Source organism: Paraburkholderia sp. JPY465 (assembly GCF_050436725.1).
Lineage (GTDB): Bacteria > Pseudomonadota > Gammaproteobacteria > Burkholderiales > Burkholderiaceae > Paraburkholderia > Paraburkholderia youngii.
In genome coordinates this window covers 1,696,769-1,711,043 of the sequence record NZ_JBNDMT010000003.1, presented here as the reverse complement: position 1 = coordinate 1,711,043, position 14,275 = coordinate 1,696,769, and the positions used below count along the sequence as shown (strand labels likewise).

General features: G+C 62.0%; 14 protein-coding genes, 3 pseudogenes and 1 other annotated feature. Of the genes and pseudogenes, 11 read left to right on the top strand and 6 right to left on the bottom strand.

The features are described 5' to 3' along the window. Window positions 1-375 precede the first annotated feature (375 nt). From QFZ94_RS22555 to QFZ94_RS22525, 7 genes and pseudogenes are all read left to right on the top strand, one after another. Window positions 376-1,098: an energy transducer TonB gene (locus QFZ94_RS22555; RefSeq protein WP_429459597.1), complete on the top strand. Its 723-nt coding sequence runs from the start codon at window positions 376-378 to the stop codon at window positions 1,096-1,098. A gap of 6 nt (window positions 1,099-1,104) precedes the next feature. Further along, entirely contained in the window at window positions 1,105-2,139 is a 1,035-nt protein-coding gene (locus tag QFZ94_RS22550; protein ID WP_429455271.1) for an IS630 family transposase, read from the top strand. Between the two features lie 98 nt (window positions 2,140-2,237). Then, window positions 2,238-3,059 (top strand): MotA/TolQ/ExbB proton channel family protein, encoded by an 822-nt coding sequence (locus tag QFZ94_RS22545; protein ID WP_429459595.1) that lies wholly within the window; start codon window positions 2,238-2,240, stop codon window positions 3,057-3,059. A 30-nt stretch (window positions 3,060-3,089) separates the two neighbouring features. After that, window positions 3,090-3,515, top strand: a complete 426-nt coding sequence (locus QFZ94_RS22540) for an ExbD/TolR family protein (protein ID WP_429459593.1) — start codon at window positions 3,090-3,092, stop codon at window positions 3,513-3,515. Window positions 3,516-3,531: 16 nt separating this feature from the next. Beyond that, entirely contained in the window at window positions 3,532-3,960 is a 429-nt protein-coding gene (locus QFZ94_RS22535) for an ExbD/TolR family protein (RefSeq protein ID WP_429459591.1), read from the top strand. A 40-nt stretch (window positions 3,961-4,000) separates the two neighbouring features. Next, window positions 4,001-5,197 (top strand): tetratricopeptide repeat protein, encoded by a 1,197-nt coding sequence (locus QFZ94_RS22530; RefSeq protein WP_429459589.1) that lies wholly within the window; start codon window positions 4,001-4,003, stop codon window positions 5,195-5,197. Between the two features lie 155 nt (window positions 5,198-5,352). After that, window positions 5,353-5,781: pseudogene (locus QFZ94_RS22525) on the top strand (tyrosine-type recombinase/integrase); the annotation flags it as partial. A gap of 48 nt (window positions 5,782-5,829) precedes the next feature. On the opposite strand, the gene QFZ94_RS22520 reads toward QFZ94_RS22525, so the two are convergent. Continuing rightward, window positions 5,830-6,471 (bottom strand): substrate-binding domain-containing protein, encoded by a 642-nt coding sequence (locus tag QFZ94_RS22520; RefSeq protein WP_429459587.1) that lies wholly within the window; start codon window positions 6,469-6,471, stop codon window positions 5,830-5,832. A 99-nt stretch (window positions 6,472-6,570) separates the two neighbouring features. On the opposite strand from QFZ94_RS22520, the gene QFZ94_RS22515 reads away from it, so the two are divergent. Beyond that, the gene (locus QFZ94_RS22515) at window positions 6,571-6,864 is read left to right on the top strand and encodes a helix-turn-helix domain-containing protein (RefSeq protein ID WP_429459585.1); all 294 of its coding nucleotides are present in this window, start codon (window positions 6,571-6,573) and stop codon (window positions 6,862-6,864) included. A 24-nt stretch (window positions 6,865-6,888) separates the two neighbouring features. On the opposite strand, the pseudogene QFZ94_RS22510 reads toward QFZ94_RS22515, so the two are convergent. From QFZ94_RS22510 to QFZ94_RS22500, 3 genes and pseudogenes are all read right to left on the bottom strand, one after another. After that, window positions 6,889-7,778 (bottom strand): annotated as a pseudogene (locus QFZ94_RS22510) (LysR family transcriptional regulator). Window positions 7,779-8,049: 271 nt separating this feature from the next. Then, window positions 8,050-8,283, bottom strand: a complete 234-nt coding sequence (locus QFZ94_RS22505; protein WP_429459584.1) for a hypothetical protein — start codon at window positions 8,281-8,283, stop codon at window positions 8,050-8,052. A 49-nt stretch (window positions 8,284-8,332) separates the two neighbouring features. Next, entirely contained in the window at window positions 8,333-9,058 is a 726-nt protein-coding gene (locus tag QFZ94_RS22500) for a RibD family protein (RefSeq protein WP_429459583.1), read from the bottom strand. Window positions 9,059-9,281: 223 nt separating this feature from the next. On the opposite strand from QFZ94_RS22500, the gene QFZ94_RS22495 reads away from it, so the two are divergent. From QFZ94_RS22495 to QFZ94_RS22485, 3 genes and pseudogenes are all read left to right on the top strand, one after another. Next, the gene (locus QFZ94_RS22495) at window positions 9,282-10,043 is read left to right on the top strand and encodes a LysR family transcriptional regulator (RefSeq protein WP_429459582.1); all 762 of its coding nucleotides are present in this window, start codon (window positions 9,282-9,284) and stop codon (window positions 10,041-10,043) included. Between the two features lie 47 nt (window positions 10,044-10,090). Then, a protein-coding gene (locus QFZ94_RS22490) for an IS3 family transposase (protein ID WP_429458928.1) occupies window positions 10,091-11,328 on the top strand; the annotation gives its coding sequence in 2 pieces (ribosomal slippage) (window positions 10,091-10,394 and window positions 10,394-11,328; 1,239 coding nt in all). Beyond that, window positions 10,381-10,497, top strand: a sequence feature (AL1L pseudoknot). It overlaps the preceding gene by 117 nt. 39 nt (window positions 11,329-11,367) lie before the next feature. Beyond that, window positions 11,368-11,508, top strand: a pseudogene (locus tag QFZ94_RS22485) (LysR family transcriptional regulator); the annotation flags it as partial. 120 nt (window positions 11,509-11,628) lie between these two features. On the opposite strand, the gene QFZ94_RS22480 reads toward QFZ94_RS22485, so the two are convergent. Together QFZ94_RS22480 and QFZ94_RS22475 are read right to left on the bottom strand one after the other, a co-directional pair. Then, window positions 11,629-12,768: an NAD(P)-dependent alcohol dehydrogenase gene (locus tag QFZ94_RS22480; protein ID WP_429461886.1), complete on the bottom strand. Its 1,140-nt coding sequence runs from the start codon at window positions 12,766-12,768 to the stop codon at window positions 11,629-11,631. A gap of 175 nt (window positions 12,769-12,943) precedes the next feature. Further along, window positions 12,944-14,161: an arabinose transporter gene (locus QFZ94_RS22475; protein WP_429459580.1), complete on the bottom strand. Its 1,218-nt coding sequence runs from the start codon at window positions 14,159-14,161 to the stop codon at window positions 12,944-12,946. Window positions 14,162-14,275: the final 114 nt, after the last annotated feature.

Genomic DNA, 14,275 nt, shown 5'->3' with positions numbered 1-14,275 from the left:
ATGGTACGGGGACGTCGCCGGCGCGTTGTCGGCGCCGCGGTCAATTTCTTTTGAGAATCCGACAGATCCCGTCAGAGCGTTATGGCTTGGGAAAAGCAGCAGCTAAGATGCGCATATTGAAATTCCGTAGCGTGCGCAACAGGCACGTTACGGCGGCCGTCGTCGACGGCATTCGATGCAGCGAGCCGGTTATCGGTCATGCCGATTCCGTGCGGACCGATTTGTTTTCAATGAAAGATCATTTTTGAATTCGGTCCGTTGTGGATAGCATGAGCAAGCTCGCAACGCGAGCGATGCCGCCGGGCTGTCCCGAAGGCGAACATGCCGGCAGCTCGATCGTCGGCGCGAACAGGACGTAATAGTGAGGAGTGCGTTATGGGTAACGGCGTCGCTGCCGGAACGAGGTCAGGTCGGCGCGTGCCGGGATATTCGCCGCATCGGCAATGTCCTGCGCGTCGCTATGCCGGCATCGCGGCCGTTCTGCTGCTGCACGTCGCGTTCATCTACGCATTGATGAACGGCCTCGCGAACAAGGTGGTGCAGGTGATCCGCAAGCCGATCGAGACGAAGATCATCGAGCCGGTGGCGCCGCCTCCGCCGCCGCCGATGCCGACGGTCAGGCTTCCCTCGCCGACGCTCGCGCCGCCGCCTCCGCCGTTCGTCCCGCCGCCGGAGGTGCCGGTGCAGGCGCCTGCGGCGCCGACGATCGTCCATCAGGCGGTTCCGCCGCCGACGCCGGTTGCCCCGCCGCCGGCTGCGCCGCCTGCGCCGCCCGCGCCGGCGCCCGCGAAGCCGGTCAGCCACGAAGTCGGCGTCGTGTGTCCGAATTCGGACGAAGTACGCCGTTCGATCGTCTATCCGCAGGAAGCACAGGAAAACGAAATTACCGGCGACGTAGTGGTCTCGTTCGTCGTCGACCCGCAGGGTCGCTTGACCGACGAAAAGGTGGATCAGTCGGCCGACCGGATCCTCGACCGCGCAGCGTTCAACGCGGTGAAGAAATTCAACTGCATCTCGCAGGGCCAGCCGGTGCGCGTGCAGGTGCCGTTCTCGTTCAACCTTACTGACCGGTGCACCAAATACTGCCCTGTGCGTTAGAGAGGTATGAATACGCAAACTGATGCAAGGAAGCTGGGCGAGGCAACGCAGGCGCACCTGAGGAAGATGGTGGTGCAAGCGGTGCGTAGCGGCATGACGCGAGTGGAAGCGGCTCGAACGTATGGCGTTAGCCTGCGTGCGGTGGGCAACTGGATGAAGTTGGCACGAGAGGGTGGCTTGAGGGCACTGAGGTCCGGCAAGCGTGGCCGTCGGCACGGAAGCGGCCACCTGACTCATCCACAAGCCGTGAAAATGCGCAAGCTTATCATCGAGCGCATGCCCGACCAGCTTGCGCTGCCGTTCTACCTGTGGACCCGCGAATCGGTGGCAAAGCTGATTGAGCGCGAGTGCGGCGTGAAAGTGTCGAAGTGGACGGCGGGCCGATACCTCAAGGCATGGGGCATGACCGCCCAGAAACCTGTTCGACGCGCGTACGAGAGAAAGGACGAGGAAATCGAGCGCTGGCTGAACGAGGACTATCCGGGCATTGCGAAAGAGGCGAAGCAGGAAGGGGCAACCATCTATTGGGGCGACGAAATGGGCTTGCGCAGCGACCACGTGAGCGGTACCAGCTTTGCCCTGAAGGGCGAAACGCCGGTCGTCAGGGCGACCGGAAAGCGCTTCGGCTGCAACATGATTTCTGCGATCACGAATCGTGGAGAACTGAGCTTTATGGTCTTCGAAGGGACGTTCAAAAACGCGACCTTCATCGATTTCCTGAAACGCCTGCTCAAGCAGGCCACGCGCATGATCTACCTGATCGTCGATGGGCATCCTGTGCACCGGTCCAAAGCAGTCAAGCGGTACGTCGCCGATAACGCTGCACATCTGCGCCTGATCCGGTTGCCGGGGTATTGCCCCGAGCTCAATCCTGACGAGCTGCTCAACCAGGACGTCAAAACCAACGCGCTCGGCAAAAGCCGACCGGCGACCAAGGCGGAACTGATCGGCGCGATCCGGCGACACCTGCATCGCCGACAGAAGGAGCCTCACATGATTCGCAACCTCTTTAAAGAAAAACATGTCCGGTACGCAGCCTGAGAAGAGGCACTATTTGATGCACCAGTCAGTAACTGAGCGCGCTGTGCGCGCAGTTCGACTGCCTGACAACCTCTTTGCTGAAGGCATCTGGAGCATTCATGAACAAGCGTTCTATTGCCGCGCGGGCGGCCAGCCTGATGATCACGGTCCCGGTGGCCGCCACTCTCGTCGTTGCGCCGCGCGCATGGGCGCAGGCCGGTGCCGGCGGCGACTCGCCGGCGGGCGCCGGCGGGAACCCATATGGTCTCGGCGCGTTGTGGGCGGGCGGCGACTTCGTCGCGCGCTTCGTGCTGGTGATTCTCGTGCTGATGTCGATGGGCAGCTGGTACATCATGATCACCAAGTTCTTCGAGCAGGCGCGGGCGAACCGCCGCGCGAAATCGGCCGACGAGCAGTTGTGGGCCGCGCCGTCGCTCGCGGAGGGAGCGGCCCAGCTGGATGCGAATTCGCCGTTCCGCTTCATCGCGCAGACGGGCATCGAGGCAGGCGAGCATCACGACGACGCGCTGCTCGAACAGGTGGACCGTAACACGTGGATTCAGGTGTCGGTGGAGCGTGCGATCACGAACGTGTCGAACCGGCTGCAGGACGGCCTGGCGTTCCTCGCGACGGTCGGCTCGACTGCGCCGTTCGTCGGCCTGTTCGGCACCGTGTGGGGCATCTATCACGCGCTGACCGCGATCGGCATCGCGGGGCAGGCGTCGATCGACAAGGTCGCGGGTCCGGTGGGCGAGGCGCTGATCATGACGGCGATCGGGCTGGCCGTCGCGGTGCCGGCGGTGCTCGGCTACAACTTCCTCGTGCGTCGCAACAAGTCGGTGATGGAGCGGGTGCGTGCGTTCGGCGCGCAGCTGCACACGGTGCTGCTCGCCGGCGCGAAGCGTCCGGTGCGCGTCGCGGTGGCGGTGAACGGCAAGTAGCGCGCACGGCTTCACGGGGAGCATCCACGCATGGCAATGAACGTTGGACAGGAAGGCGACGAGGACGAGGTGATCGCCGCCATCAACACGACGCCGCTGGTGGACGTGATGCTGGTGTTGCTGATCATCTTCCTGATCACGATCCCGGTCGTCACGCACACGGTGCCGGTGCGGCTGCCGAAAGAGACGGTGACACCGCTGCAGACGAAGCCCGACAGTATCGAGGTCGCGGTGAACCGCGACGGCGCGCTGTTCTGGAACGAGCAGCCGGTGGACGCCGCGACGCTGCTGGCGCGGCTGAAGGCGGCGTCGACGAGGCAGCCGCAGCCGGAGGTGCACGTGCGCGGCGACGAGGCGTCGCGCTACGAGGCGATCGGGCGCGTGGTGAGCGCCTGCGAGCGGGCGGGCATCGCGAAGGTGTCGTTTATCACGCAGCCGCCGGCGCGCGGCGGTTAGGCAGGGAGTCGGGACGATGGCGATGAACGTGGGTTCGGGTGGAGGAGGCGGCGAGCCGGAGGTGATGGTGGACATCAACACCACGCCGTTGATCGACGTGATGCTGGTGCTGCTGATCATGCTGATCATCACGATTCCGATCCAGATGCACGCGGTGCAGATGAACCTGCCGGCGGGCAACCCGCCGCCGGCGGAGCAGCCGCAGGTGGTGCAGGTGAACGTGGACTTCGACGGCACGATTACATGGAACGGTGCGCCGGTGTCCGGCGAGGCGGAGCTGGACAGGCACATGGCCGATGTGGCCGCGCAGGCGGAGCAGCCGGAAATCCATCTGTTTCCGAACCGGCTTGCGCCGTATCGCGTGGTCGCGCAGGTAATGGCCGCGGCGCAGCGCGAGGGCGCGACGAAGATCGGCCTCGACGGCGGCGAGCAGTACGTACAGTGAGCGGCGAGTGCGACAGACGGACAACAGCAAGGAACGACGCGTGACGACGATTTGCCGAAGCTTTCAGCGCGTAGCGACCGCGGCCGTGCTCGGCGTAGTGCTGGCGCTTGCCGGGCCATCGGCCCATGCGGACGACAGACTGCGCCCGGAAGTAGCGAAGCCGTTGAACGACGCGCAGAGCCAGTACCGCGCGCACAACTATCGCGGCGCGCTGGAAAAGATCGCGCAGGCCGCGGCGGTGCCCGGCAAGACGCCGCATGAAACGAGGATCGTCGAGGAGATGCAGGGCGCGGCGGCAATGGCGGCCGGCGACACCGGCACTGCCGCGCAGGCTTACGAGGCGCTGCTGTCGTCGGGACAGCTCGACGTCGCGGGTCAGCAGCGCTTCGCGGCGGCGCTGGCCGGCATCTACTTCGGACAGAAGAACTATCCGGCGACGATACGCACTGTGCAGCGTTACGCGAAGGCCGGCGGCGACGCGTCGGTGCGCGAACTGCTGCTGCAGTCGTATTACCTGGCGGGCGACTGCGCGAACGTGGTCGCGACGCTGAAGCCGGCCGTCGACGCCGCGCTGAAAGCCGGCCGCGCAGCGGCGGAAACGCAGCTGCAGATGCTCGCGGAATGTGCGCAGAAGGTGAACGACGGCGGAGCGCGCGCAGCCTCGCTTGCGGCGCTCGTCGCGTACTATCCGAATCCGGCCTACGAGGCCCGGCTGTTCGGCGAAGTGCGCCGCCGGCCGGGCTATCTTGCGTCGCTGGACCTCGACGTCTACCGGCTGCGGCGCGCGACCGGCACGCTGACGACGGCGGACCAGTACATGGAGATGACCCAGCTTGCACTCGTCGCCGGGCTGCCGGCGGAGGCGAAGCAGGTGATCGACCAGGGCTTTGCGTCCGGCGTGCTTGGCCGCGGCGAGCAGGCTGCGCGTCAGAAACGGCTGCAGGTGCTGGTGATACGGCGTCTTCAAGGGCAGCAAGACGGCGGCCGTGCGCCGGTGGACCCGCTCGACGGTGCCCTCGATCTCGTGTTCGCGGGCCGGTCGCAGCAAGGGATCGAGGCGATGAAGGCCGGGGTGGCGAACGGAACTCCGCATCCGGATGCGGCCAGGCTGCGGCTCGGCGAAGCTTACTACTACGCAGGGCAGAAGGAGCGTGCGATACAGGTGTTTCGCACCGTGAAGGGAACCGACGGCTCGGCCGAGCTTGCGAGCCTGTGGGCACTCATAGCGGGTAGATGAACGTCGTGGTTCGCGGCCGCGCGGGCCTGCACGGCCATCCCCTGCGATACGGCCATCACGAACGCAGCCAGCGTCGCGCAGTCCGCCGAGCGAGGCAGATCGCCGTCCTTCTTCGCCCGTTCCAGCCGCTTGCGCAGCGCCTCCTGTGACGCCGTTCGCCGAACAATCTGCCGGTGCCGCTGTTCGGTAAGCTGGCCGGGAAATCCAAGGACCAGATCAACCGCGAGCTGAAGGCGGGCAAGCTGCTGTCGATCAGCCTGGGCAACCGGGGGCAGCGGGTTCCCGACTGGCAACTGGTGCCGCTCAAGCACAAGCTGGCTCAGGTGCTCATGAACCAGTGCCCGGACGCGGATTCGTGGGACCTGTACCGCATGCTGACCCAGCCTCATCCCGACCTGGGGGATCGTGCGGCCATTGATGCGGTCACCCCGACCAACGTGCCCGCGGTCATTCGGGTCATCATGGGCGACTACCAGCGTCATGAGGATGCGCCCGAAGCGATTGCCATGCGGCCCATCCCCGAGGATGTGCGGTTGAGCGTCCGTCGGCTGGTGGATAGCGCTGTGGTGCTTGAGGGGGCCTAAACCATGGGTCGGCCTATGGGCGGAATGACGCTTCCGGCCATAGGCCCATCACCTTGCCCCTGTACCAGCAATTTGTAGTGCTCTGCGCTCGAAGCGCTCAGTCGCCGAGCCGGCTTGTCCATGAGGCCGTTGCAGGTACGTCACAATCTCGTAGGGGCCATCGGCGAGCGGCCGCATCGTGATCCCCCATCCATGGCCATGCTCGATGCGTGATTGTGCGGACACCCCGACGCCGTAGCCGGCCGCAACCCAAAGCGCCATCATCTCGAATGAAGACACCTGCTGGATGCTCTCCCGGTCCAGCGGCGTGAGCGAGGCCAGCCTCTCATCCAGCAGGGGACAAGCCTCGGCCTGCCAGCGGTAGATGGGGTAGTTCTGGAGGTCGGCGATGGTGAGCTTTGCTCGGTCGAGTAAATGGAATCGCGGCGGCATGGCAACTGCCAAGTTCTCAGTCCACAAAGGTTGTGTCTTGAGTGCCGGGTCGGTCGCCCCTTGGAGCGACAGCCCTGCGTCGTAGCGGCCTTCACGAAGCCCCTGAAGCAGGACGTCACCTGCGACCTCGAAGAACGCGAGCGCGACGCCTGGATCTTCCGCGCGTAGTCGCGCGAGAAGCGACGAAAGGTTTGATGAAGGTATACCAGGCGCTACCGCAAGCCTGAGACGTGGGGGCTGGCTGGTGGCTGCGCACATAAGAGCCCTCAAGAAAATTGGTCAATAAAACACAGCCATGATAACAATGAGTTAAATTTGACGTGGTTAAATTTTAGTCATTGCTTGACGCTTCTGCTAATGCAGAAGCGTACTGATCAACGAGGTCGCCCCCCAGGCACAACCAGATATGAAGCCGAACCAGCCCTGGCTTTCGGCAAAGCTGTGCGCGCGTTTCGCAAGGATCAGGACGTTGCCCAAGAAGAATTGGCTGCGCTGGCTGGGATCGAGCGCTCGCACATGGGCAAGATCGAGCGGGGGGAGCATATGCCCTCCTTGACCCTGATATTGAAGATTGGCACCGCGCTCGGAATCAGTGCGACAGAGTTGATGAGTGCCACTGAACGCAATCTCCAGGCCGGCAATGGGGCGTGAGGCGGCCAGGCAACGATGGATGCGTCAATCTGACCAGGGTCCGCGTAGGCGATCAATAAATCGCTCCAACGAAGCCAGCGAGCGGTCGCTATCGGGACGCAGCAGGTACGTGGTGATTACCGCGGAATCCAGGTCCAAGGAACGGATCACGACGTCCGGCCGTTGGCTTGCCGTATTTTCGTTGCCGTCATGAAGCCGATGCCGTAGCCGGCGCCGACCAAGGTGAGCATCATGTCCAGCGAGGATACCTCCTCCACGACATTGAGCTTATGCTCTACCGCCTGCAGCACTCGAGTCAGTTCGCGACAGTAGCCTTCGCACGCTTGCGGATCGCAAAACACTAGGGGATGGCCCCGAAGTTCGTGGAGTGGAACCTTCTTGTGGGCGAGCAGCGCGTGCCGGGCTGGTACAGCGATGACCAGCGGATCTTGCCAGATGGGTTCGGCAACGATGCCGTCGCCGACATCCGCTGTATGCGCGAACCCGATCGTGAAATCGCCCGATCTTAAACCCCGTAGTTGGTCGGCCAATGGCACTTCAGACATGCGTATCTCGACTTCCGGCTCTTCTGCGCGGCACCGGGCCAGGAACGCAGAAAGCCTCGGATCAGTCGCACCATCGGATACTGCAATTCGCAGGCTGCCCCGCAGCCCCGATGCAACGGCCTTGGCGTTCTCCCGGGCTTGCTCCAGGACAGTGAAAAGTCGGCGAGTGTCCTGCAAAAAAGCGGCACCGGCTGCGGTCAAACGGGTGCCCCTGCGATCCCTATCGAAAAGCACGACGCCCAGTTCATCCTCTAACTCCTTGATCGCCCGGGACAATGGTGGCTGCTCGATATGCAGTCTCTCCGCGGCCCGCGTGAAATGCAGCTCCTCGGCCAACGCGACAAAGCAACGCAGGTGTCGCAATTCCATGGAGCGGCCTCCTTCAGATGTGATCCCTTAGAAGCTTGCTGCGCTCAAGGGCATCTAAGGCGACTGTGAAACAAGGAAGAGAACGCCTTGTGTCCAGGCGCCTCCAAAAAGTCTTGGAAACTAGTGTTATGAATTTACACAGCCATACACGCTGGCACCAGATGGAAAGGTGCGAATGCAGCCATGAGCAACTTTCATGAATCTCGGCGGCGGCTGCCTGCTCTAAGCGGCTTGATGCAAGTCCGTCGTGCCTGTCATGCACCGTCCAAGGTCAATCTACGCTGACCGACCATCTGGTATAGCCTCGGATCGCGTCATCGATCCAGATTGGTTCGCCGATCCTAGGAGTCACGAGTCGAAAGCTCCGCTCTTCGCTGGCGGCCGCGATCCGCTTGAGTCGTCCGTCCCAAGGATGGACGCCCATGGCGAACCGCCCGACGTGCGCAGGCAGCAGCACCTTGGCATGCAACAACTCTGCGGCATCGGCGGTCTGCTCAGATGTCATGTGCCGGCGAGCCAGCGTATGTCGCTGCCGTTCATCACAACCCGGCCCACTACGCCGCAGTCCGTCTATCGACGGCATAGCGCATCCATACGATGTCGGCAGCAAGAGTTTCAACGGAAAGCAGGCGGAGAGTGCGCCCGGCCGCGGGTAACTCATTGGCCGATTTGCCGTGGTACTCGAAGATGCTGGGTATGCCAGCCAGACCATCGATGCCGGGATACACCAATAAGCTGATCTCATCGATCAGATCGGCCTTCAGGAATGCCCCGTTGATCGTGCCACCTCCTTCCAGGAGCACGGTCTCGATGCCAAACTCATCGCCAAGTGTTGCCATGGCCGTGTGCAGATCCTGGCCGTCGGCGCCAGCGAATAGATAGGACACCCCGTCGTTGCGCAACTCTGCCAGGTACTCGTCCGATACCTGCTCACCCAGTATCGCTACCAGATGCTCAGCCCCGACATGAGCTGTGCCGTAGTGGAGCTTTCCGGCAGGATCGACGGCAGCCGCGACGGCACGATCCCCGCGGTTCCCGATGTAGGTGCTGCGGGCGCTTGACGTGGCGGCAGCGCCATGCGAGCGAGCGGTCCCACTGACCATATCGGCCATGGTCTTGCGGCCGACGATCCACCCCTGTGCGTTCAACCGTTGTGCGGCTTCGTCATAGACCGAGAGGATGGTGCCTGGCTCCGCTTCTTCGGGAAGTGGGGTCCAGCGATCAGATAGGAGTCTGCCGTCAATAGAGCCGATCATGTGACAGATGATTTTCGGGCGCATGTGCGTTCTCGATTCGATGGATGCAGGTCAAGACAGCGTCCATCCATCAATGGTTGGTTCCAGCGGCGGGCTTGCCCAAGGGATACGTCTCCCAGAGCTGGCGAGCACAGATCAGCCAAGGGCGCACATGCTGCCGGACTGTGAATGTCTTGACATTGTGGCAAGAGATCAGTAAGGGGATAAGCTGGTATAATAAGAATACACTCATGAAGGAGTTTCATGAATGCCTCGTGACAACTACAGCGGCTTGCTCGCCTTCGTGACCGTTGCTCGTGAAGGCAATTTCACTCGCGCGGCAGCTCGATTGGGTGTCTCTCAGTCGGCGTTGAGCCATAGCATTCGAACGCTTGAAACCAATCTCGGCATTCGACTGCTGACACGGACGACTCGCAATGTTTCGCCCACGGAGGCCGGTGAACGCCTTTATCGGAACATCGCCCCACAGATGGCCGAGATCGATAACCAGGTACAGGCGCTCAGTGAATTCCGGGATAAACCTACTGGAACCATCCGCATTACAGCAACTGACTATGCGATCAAGACGATTCTTTGGCCGACGCTTGTGAAGTTTCTTCCAAAGTATCCTGATATCAAGGTTGAGTTAGTCAGCGACTATTCGATGAGCGATATAGCGGCTGATCGCTACGACGCAGGTGTCCGCTTTGGCGAATCACTGGCGCAGGACATGATCGCAGTCAGGGTCGGCCCCGACATGCGCTTTGCGCTCGTGGCAACGAAGGGGTACCTTGCCAAGAACCCACCTCCCAAGACACCCCACGACCTGGTGCATCACCGATGCGTGAACCTGCGCCTGCCCACGCATGGTGGCCTGTACGCCTGGGAGTTCAAGAAAAAGGGAGGGCGAGAGTTCACTGTTCGTGTCGATGGCCAACTGGTTGTCAATAGCATCTATGAAGCTCTCGACGGAGCTCTTGCGGGATTCGGATTCGCATACATGCCAGAGCCCATGGTGGAATCGCATTGAACCGCCCCGGGTTTTCCGGAGACTCCACTTCTTGAGAAAATGGAGCTATGGAAAACACGAAGAAGAAATCCCCAAGATACTCGCCGGAAGTGCGTGAGCGGGCTGTGCGAATGGTGCTGGAACATCAAGGCGACCGGGAATCGCAATGGAAAGTGATCGCGTCGATTGCGGCGAAGTTTGGCTGCTCGGGCGAGACGCTGCGTAGCTGGGTGCGCAAGGAGGAGCGGGATCGGGGTTTGCGCCCGGGCACGAGTACGCAGGAGCAGGATCGGCTCAAGGAACTGGAGCGGGAAGTACGTGAGCTTCGGCAGGTCAATGAAATCCTGCGCAAGGCGTCAGCGTATTTCGCACAGGCGGAGCTCGACCGCCGACCGAAGTGATGATCACGTTCATCGATGATCACCGGCACGTCTACGGGGTCGAGCCGATCTGCAGGGTGCTGCCAATCGCACCGTCGACGTACTACACCCATGTGGCTCGCCGCGCCAATCCTGACCTGGTGCCGCCGCGGGCCCAGCGTGACAGGATGCTCAAGGATGAGATCCGGCGCGCGTGGGAAGAAAACTTCCAGGTCTATGGCGCAGACAAGGTCTGGACGCAATTGAAGCGCGAAGGCATTGTCGTGGCGCGCTGCACGGTCGAGCGGCTGATGAAGCAGATGGGCCTGCGCGGCGTGGTGCGGGGCAAGACGGTACGTACGACAGTGAGCGATGGTTCGACGCCGTGCCCGAAGGATCTGGTGAAGCGGCAATTCACGGCCGAACGGCCCAATGCGCTGTGGGTTTCAGATTTTACCTATGTATCGAGCTGGCAGGGCTTCGTCTATGTCGCGTTCATCATCGACGTGTTCGCCCGACGCATTGTCGGCTGGCGCGTGTCGAGCTCGGCGCGCACGGACTTCGTTCTGGACGCACTGGAGCAGGCCTTGTACGAACGACAGCCGGCGCAGCAGGACGGGCTGATCCATCACAGCGACCGCGGCGTGCAATACGTATCGATCCGCTATACGGATCGGCTGGTCGAGGCGGGCATCGAGCCGTCGGTGGGCAGCGTGGGCGACTCCTACGATAACGCACTGGCTGAAACGATCAACGGCTTGTACAAGGCAGAGGTCATCCATCGCCTCGGACCGTGGCGCAATCTGCAGGCCGTTGAAATGGCGACGCTCGAATGGGTGGACTGGTTCAACAATCGTCGGCTCTTCGGCCCCATCGGCAACATTCCACCCGCGCAGGCCGAAGCCGCTTATTATGCAAATCTCGCTGGGTCTGCCGCCGTGGCATGACTCAAGCAAAATAGTCTCCGGGAAACCCGGGGCGGTTCACATGTTGCGAAGGGGCGTCTCGTGCGAATCCTTGAGGACTGGTGCCCTCTCTGGTCGGGTTATCACTTGTACTACCCCAGTAGAAGGCAGCCCTCGCAAGCCATGAAGCTGTTCATCGAAGAACTGCGCTACCAACCCTAGTTCCCTCTCTTGACCGTGGCATGCCGAGTATTGAGCAAGCAAAATGCGATGTCGCCCGTGCCGAGCACAGCAAACAAGCTCGGTTGCTGCACGAACTGCACGCAAATTGCTCATACGTCCTCACGCCCGGTTATCTTTGTTGAAGTCGATGACGAAACGGTACTTGACGTCCTTCTTCTTGATACGTTCGAAGGCTTCATCGATTCGGTTTGGCTGAATCAGCTCGACATCCGCCCCAATATTTCTGCTCGCGCAATAGTTGATGAACTCCTGCGTTTCAGCCATGCCTCCCATCAAGGACGCGGAGACGTTTCGACGCTGAAGCCAGAGGCCAGAACCTCGTACGTCTTCGATAGGTTCGCGAGCCCCGACGATGACAAGCGTTCCATCAAGTCTCAGCATGTTCGTAAATGGATGAGTTGGGACGGCCTGAGGGACGGTGGAGATCAGAAGGTCAAACTGGTTCGTAAAGGGCTCCAGGCTCGCCGCGTCCGACCACATGACAGCACGCTCCGCGCCTAGGCGCTTCGCATCGCTGACCTTGAACTCGGTTGTTGTAAAAACGGTCACATTCGCTTTTCGAGCTGCGGCGAGCTTGACGGCCAGATGCCCCAGCCCCCCCAGCCCAATGACGCCAACACGTTGCCCGGCTTTGAGGTTCCAGTGCTGCATGGGAGAGAAGGTAGTGATGCCGGCACACATGAGGGGAGCCGCAGCCGCCAGGTTCATGCCGGGGGGGATGTGCACGGTAAAACGCTCAGGGATGACGACCCGTTCTGAGTAGCCGCCGTAGTTATATCCACCAGAGATTTTGTCTGGCGAGTTGAAATTGAGCGTCCATCCCTTCAGGCAATACTGCTCCAAGTCGGCCAAGCAGTTATCGCACGTTCCGCAGGAGTCAATCATCGCTCCTGCGCCGGCAATGTCACCAACCTTGAGCTTCTTCACAGCGCTCCCAACAGCGACCACGCGCCCAATGATTTCGTGGCCGGGAACGCATGGATAATTTGTCGCGGGGTATGGAGGGCCCCATTCTTGTCGCGCAATATGAATATCCGAGTGGCACACTGCGCAGTACATGATGTCGACGAGCACATCGTTGGGACGCACCGCACGTCGGGGAATTTGAATGGCTCGGAATGGTGCGTTGGGGCTGGCATTTCCGTAGGCGCGCACCTTGGAAGCAGCTCCAGATATAGGCGTGCTCGCTGACTCCTGGGAGGGTGCTGCGTTGGCCCCCCCGACGAAAGGTGCGGCCATGAGGCCGACTGCGCTGCTCAACAGGACTTTCCGGCGGCCGGGGAGCAATAGTTCTTCGGTATGCGTGATGTCGCCACAGTTTTGGCACATGACTACCTCTCAGGTTTGATATCGTTGAAACAACGAGTCCTCAGTCCATCAGTCCTCATCGACTTCAAGCGCGAGCCCCGAAACCTCAACTGCTCTTGTGCGGCTGTGTGACGGCTGGACGTTGTATGAGGCGAACAGCTATGCCGGCAGTGCATAACACGACAACCGCGCTGGCGATAAACACCGCCCCCAAGCCCGCCTGCCCGGCGATCCAACCCAGGGCCGGGCTTCCGATCGCCATAGCCACATCAAGAAACGCCGTATATATGCCCATGGCAATGCCACGATTCTCTGGCGACGTTCCCCGCACGGCTTCCACGCCCAGCCCTGGATAGACCAGCGAATAGCCAAAGCCGGCAATCGCTGCCCCAGCAGACGCAATCATGGGGTTGCGGGCGAGCCACATGAACACAAGGCCGGCCGTCTGGACGAGCACGAACACCAGAGCGACCTTCGCGCCGCCGAATCTGTCGGGCAGGTGCCCGGCGATCATGCGTGACACGATGAGGGCCGCACCAAAGGCCGTGAAGGCGAGCCAGATCGGTTGCCAGTGCTGCTCGGCGTAGAACAACGAGCTGAACGCCAGGATGGCGCAGTAGCCGATGCTGGCCGTGGCGGCACCGAGGCCCGGCAACCACACGGAGCCCATCACGGACTTCAGGGCGGAATTGGCCTTATGCGGGTGCGGCGGCAGGGCTGGCAGGCGCCACAGGCCGCCAAGCACGAGAAGCGGCAGCATTGTCGTCACGAGAGCAATCGAGGTGAAGCCAAAGGATGAGAACATCATGGTGCCGAACGGGCCGCCGAAGGCCATGGCGGCGAACATCGCCGTGCCGACCCAGGCGATCACCTTGCCCGCGTGGCCCTTATCGACCAAGCCTAGTCCCCAACTGACGCCGCCGGTGATGATGAAGCTCTCTGCGCCGCCGAGCAGCGCACGGCCCACCAGCAGGATCGAAACCGACACCACGGGCATGCCGACGAAGGCCAGCGACAGCAGGTAGAGCAGGCCCGAGACCGCCGCCGCAATGAGGCCGGTGACGACGCCACGCTTGGCGCCGTACTTGTCCGAGAAGGAGCCCGCCCATACGCGGGAAACGAGCGAGGCGGCGAACTGCGCGCCGGCAACAAGGCCGACCACGAAGGTGCCATAGCCGAGGTCGCTCCTGACGTGCAGGGGGAGCACCGGAAGCGCCAGGCCGATGATGAGAAAGCCCGCCAGCACCGCGGCCATGATGGGCCAAAGGACGCCGAGGACCGAGGAACTGGATGAATCCGAAGGATGGGGTGTGCTGTCTGTCATGAAAGATTCCTGTACGCGGTTCAGTCAAGCCCAATGCCGTTGGCTGCGGCAACCGTTCAGCCAACGCGTTGACTATCGGCTCGTAGCGAACCCTGCTGCAAAGCGAGGCAGTGC

What these genes read in the sequence shown, in the direction of transcription:
- QFZ94_RS22505 (WP_429459584.1), bottom strand. Translation starts at nt 8,283, where the DNA reads ATGACATCTGAGCAGACCGCCGATGCCGCAGAGTTGTTGCATGCCAAG.
- QFZ94_RS22550 (WP_429455271.1), top strand. Translation starts at nt 1,105, where the DNA reads ATGAATACGCAAACTGATGCAAGGAAGCTGGGCGAGGCAACGCAGGCG.
- QFZ94_RS22475 (WP_429459580.1), bottom strand. Translation starts at nt 14,161, where the DNA reads ATGACAGACAGCACACCCCATCCTTCGGATTCATCCAGTTCCTCGGTC.
- QFZ94_RS22495 (WP_429459582.1), top strand. Translation starts at nt 9,282, where the DNA reads ATGCCTCGTGACAACTACAGCGGCTTGCTCGCCTTCGTGACCGTTGCT.
- QFZ94_RS22480 (WP_429461886.1), bottom strand. Translation starts at nt 12,768, where the DNA reads ATGGCCGCACCTTTCGTCGGGGGGGCCAACGCAGCACCCTCCCAGGAG.
- QFZ94_RS22555 (WP_429459597.1), top strand. Translation starts at nt 376, where the DNA reads ATGGGTAACGGCGTCGCTGCCGGAACGAGGTCAGGTCGGCGCGTGCCG.
- QFZ94_RS22520 (WP_429459587.1), bottom strand. Translation starts at nt 6,471, where the DNA reads ATGTGCGCAGCCACCAGCCAGCCCCCACGTCTCAGGCTTGCGGTAGCG.
- QFZ94_RS22500 (WP_429459583.1), bottom strand. Translation starts at nt 9,058, where the DNA reads ATGCGCCCGAAAATCATCTGTCACATGATCGGCTCTATTGACGGCAGA.
- QFZ94_RS22545 (WP_429459595.1), top strand. Translation starts at nt 2,238, where the DNA reads ATGAACAAGCGTTCTATTGCCGCGCGGGCGGCCAGCCTGATGATCACG.
- QFZ94_RS22535 (WP_429459591.1), top strand. Translation starts at nt 3,532, where the DNA reads ATGGCGATGAACGTGGGTTCGGGTGGAGGAGGCGGCGAGCCGGAGGTG.
- QFZ94_RS22515 (WP_429459585.1), top strand. Translation starts at nt 6,571, where the DNA reads ATGCAGAAGCGTACTGATCAACGAGGTCGCCCCCCAGGCACAACCAGA.
- QFZ94_RS22540 (WP_429459593.1), top strand. Translation starts at nt 3,090, where the DNA reads ATGGCAATGAACGTTGGACAGGAAGGCGACGAGGACGAGGTGATCGCC.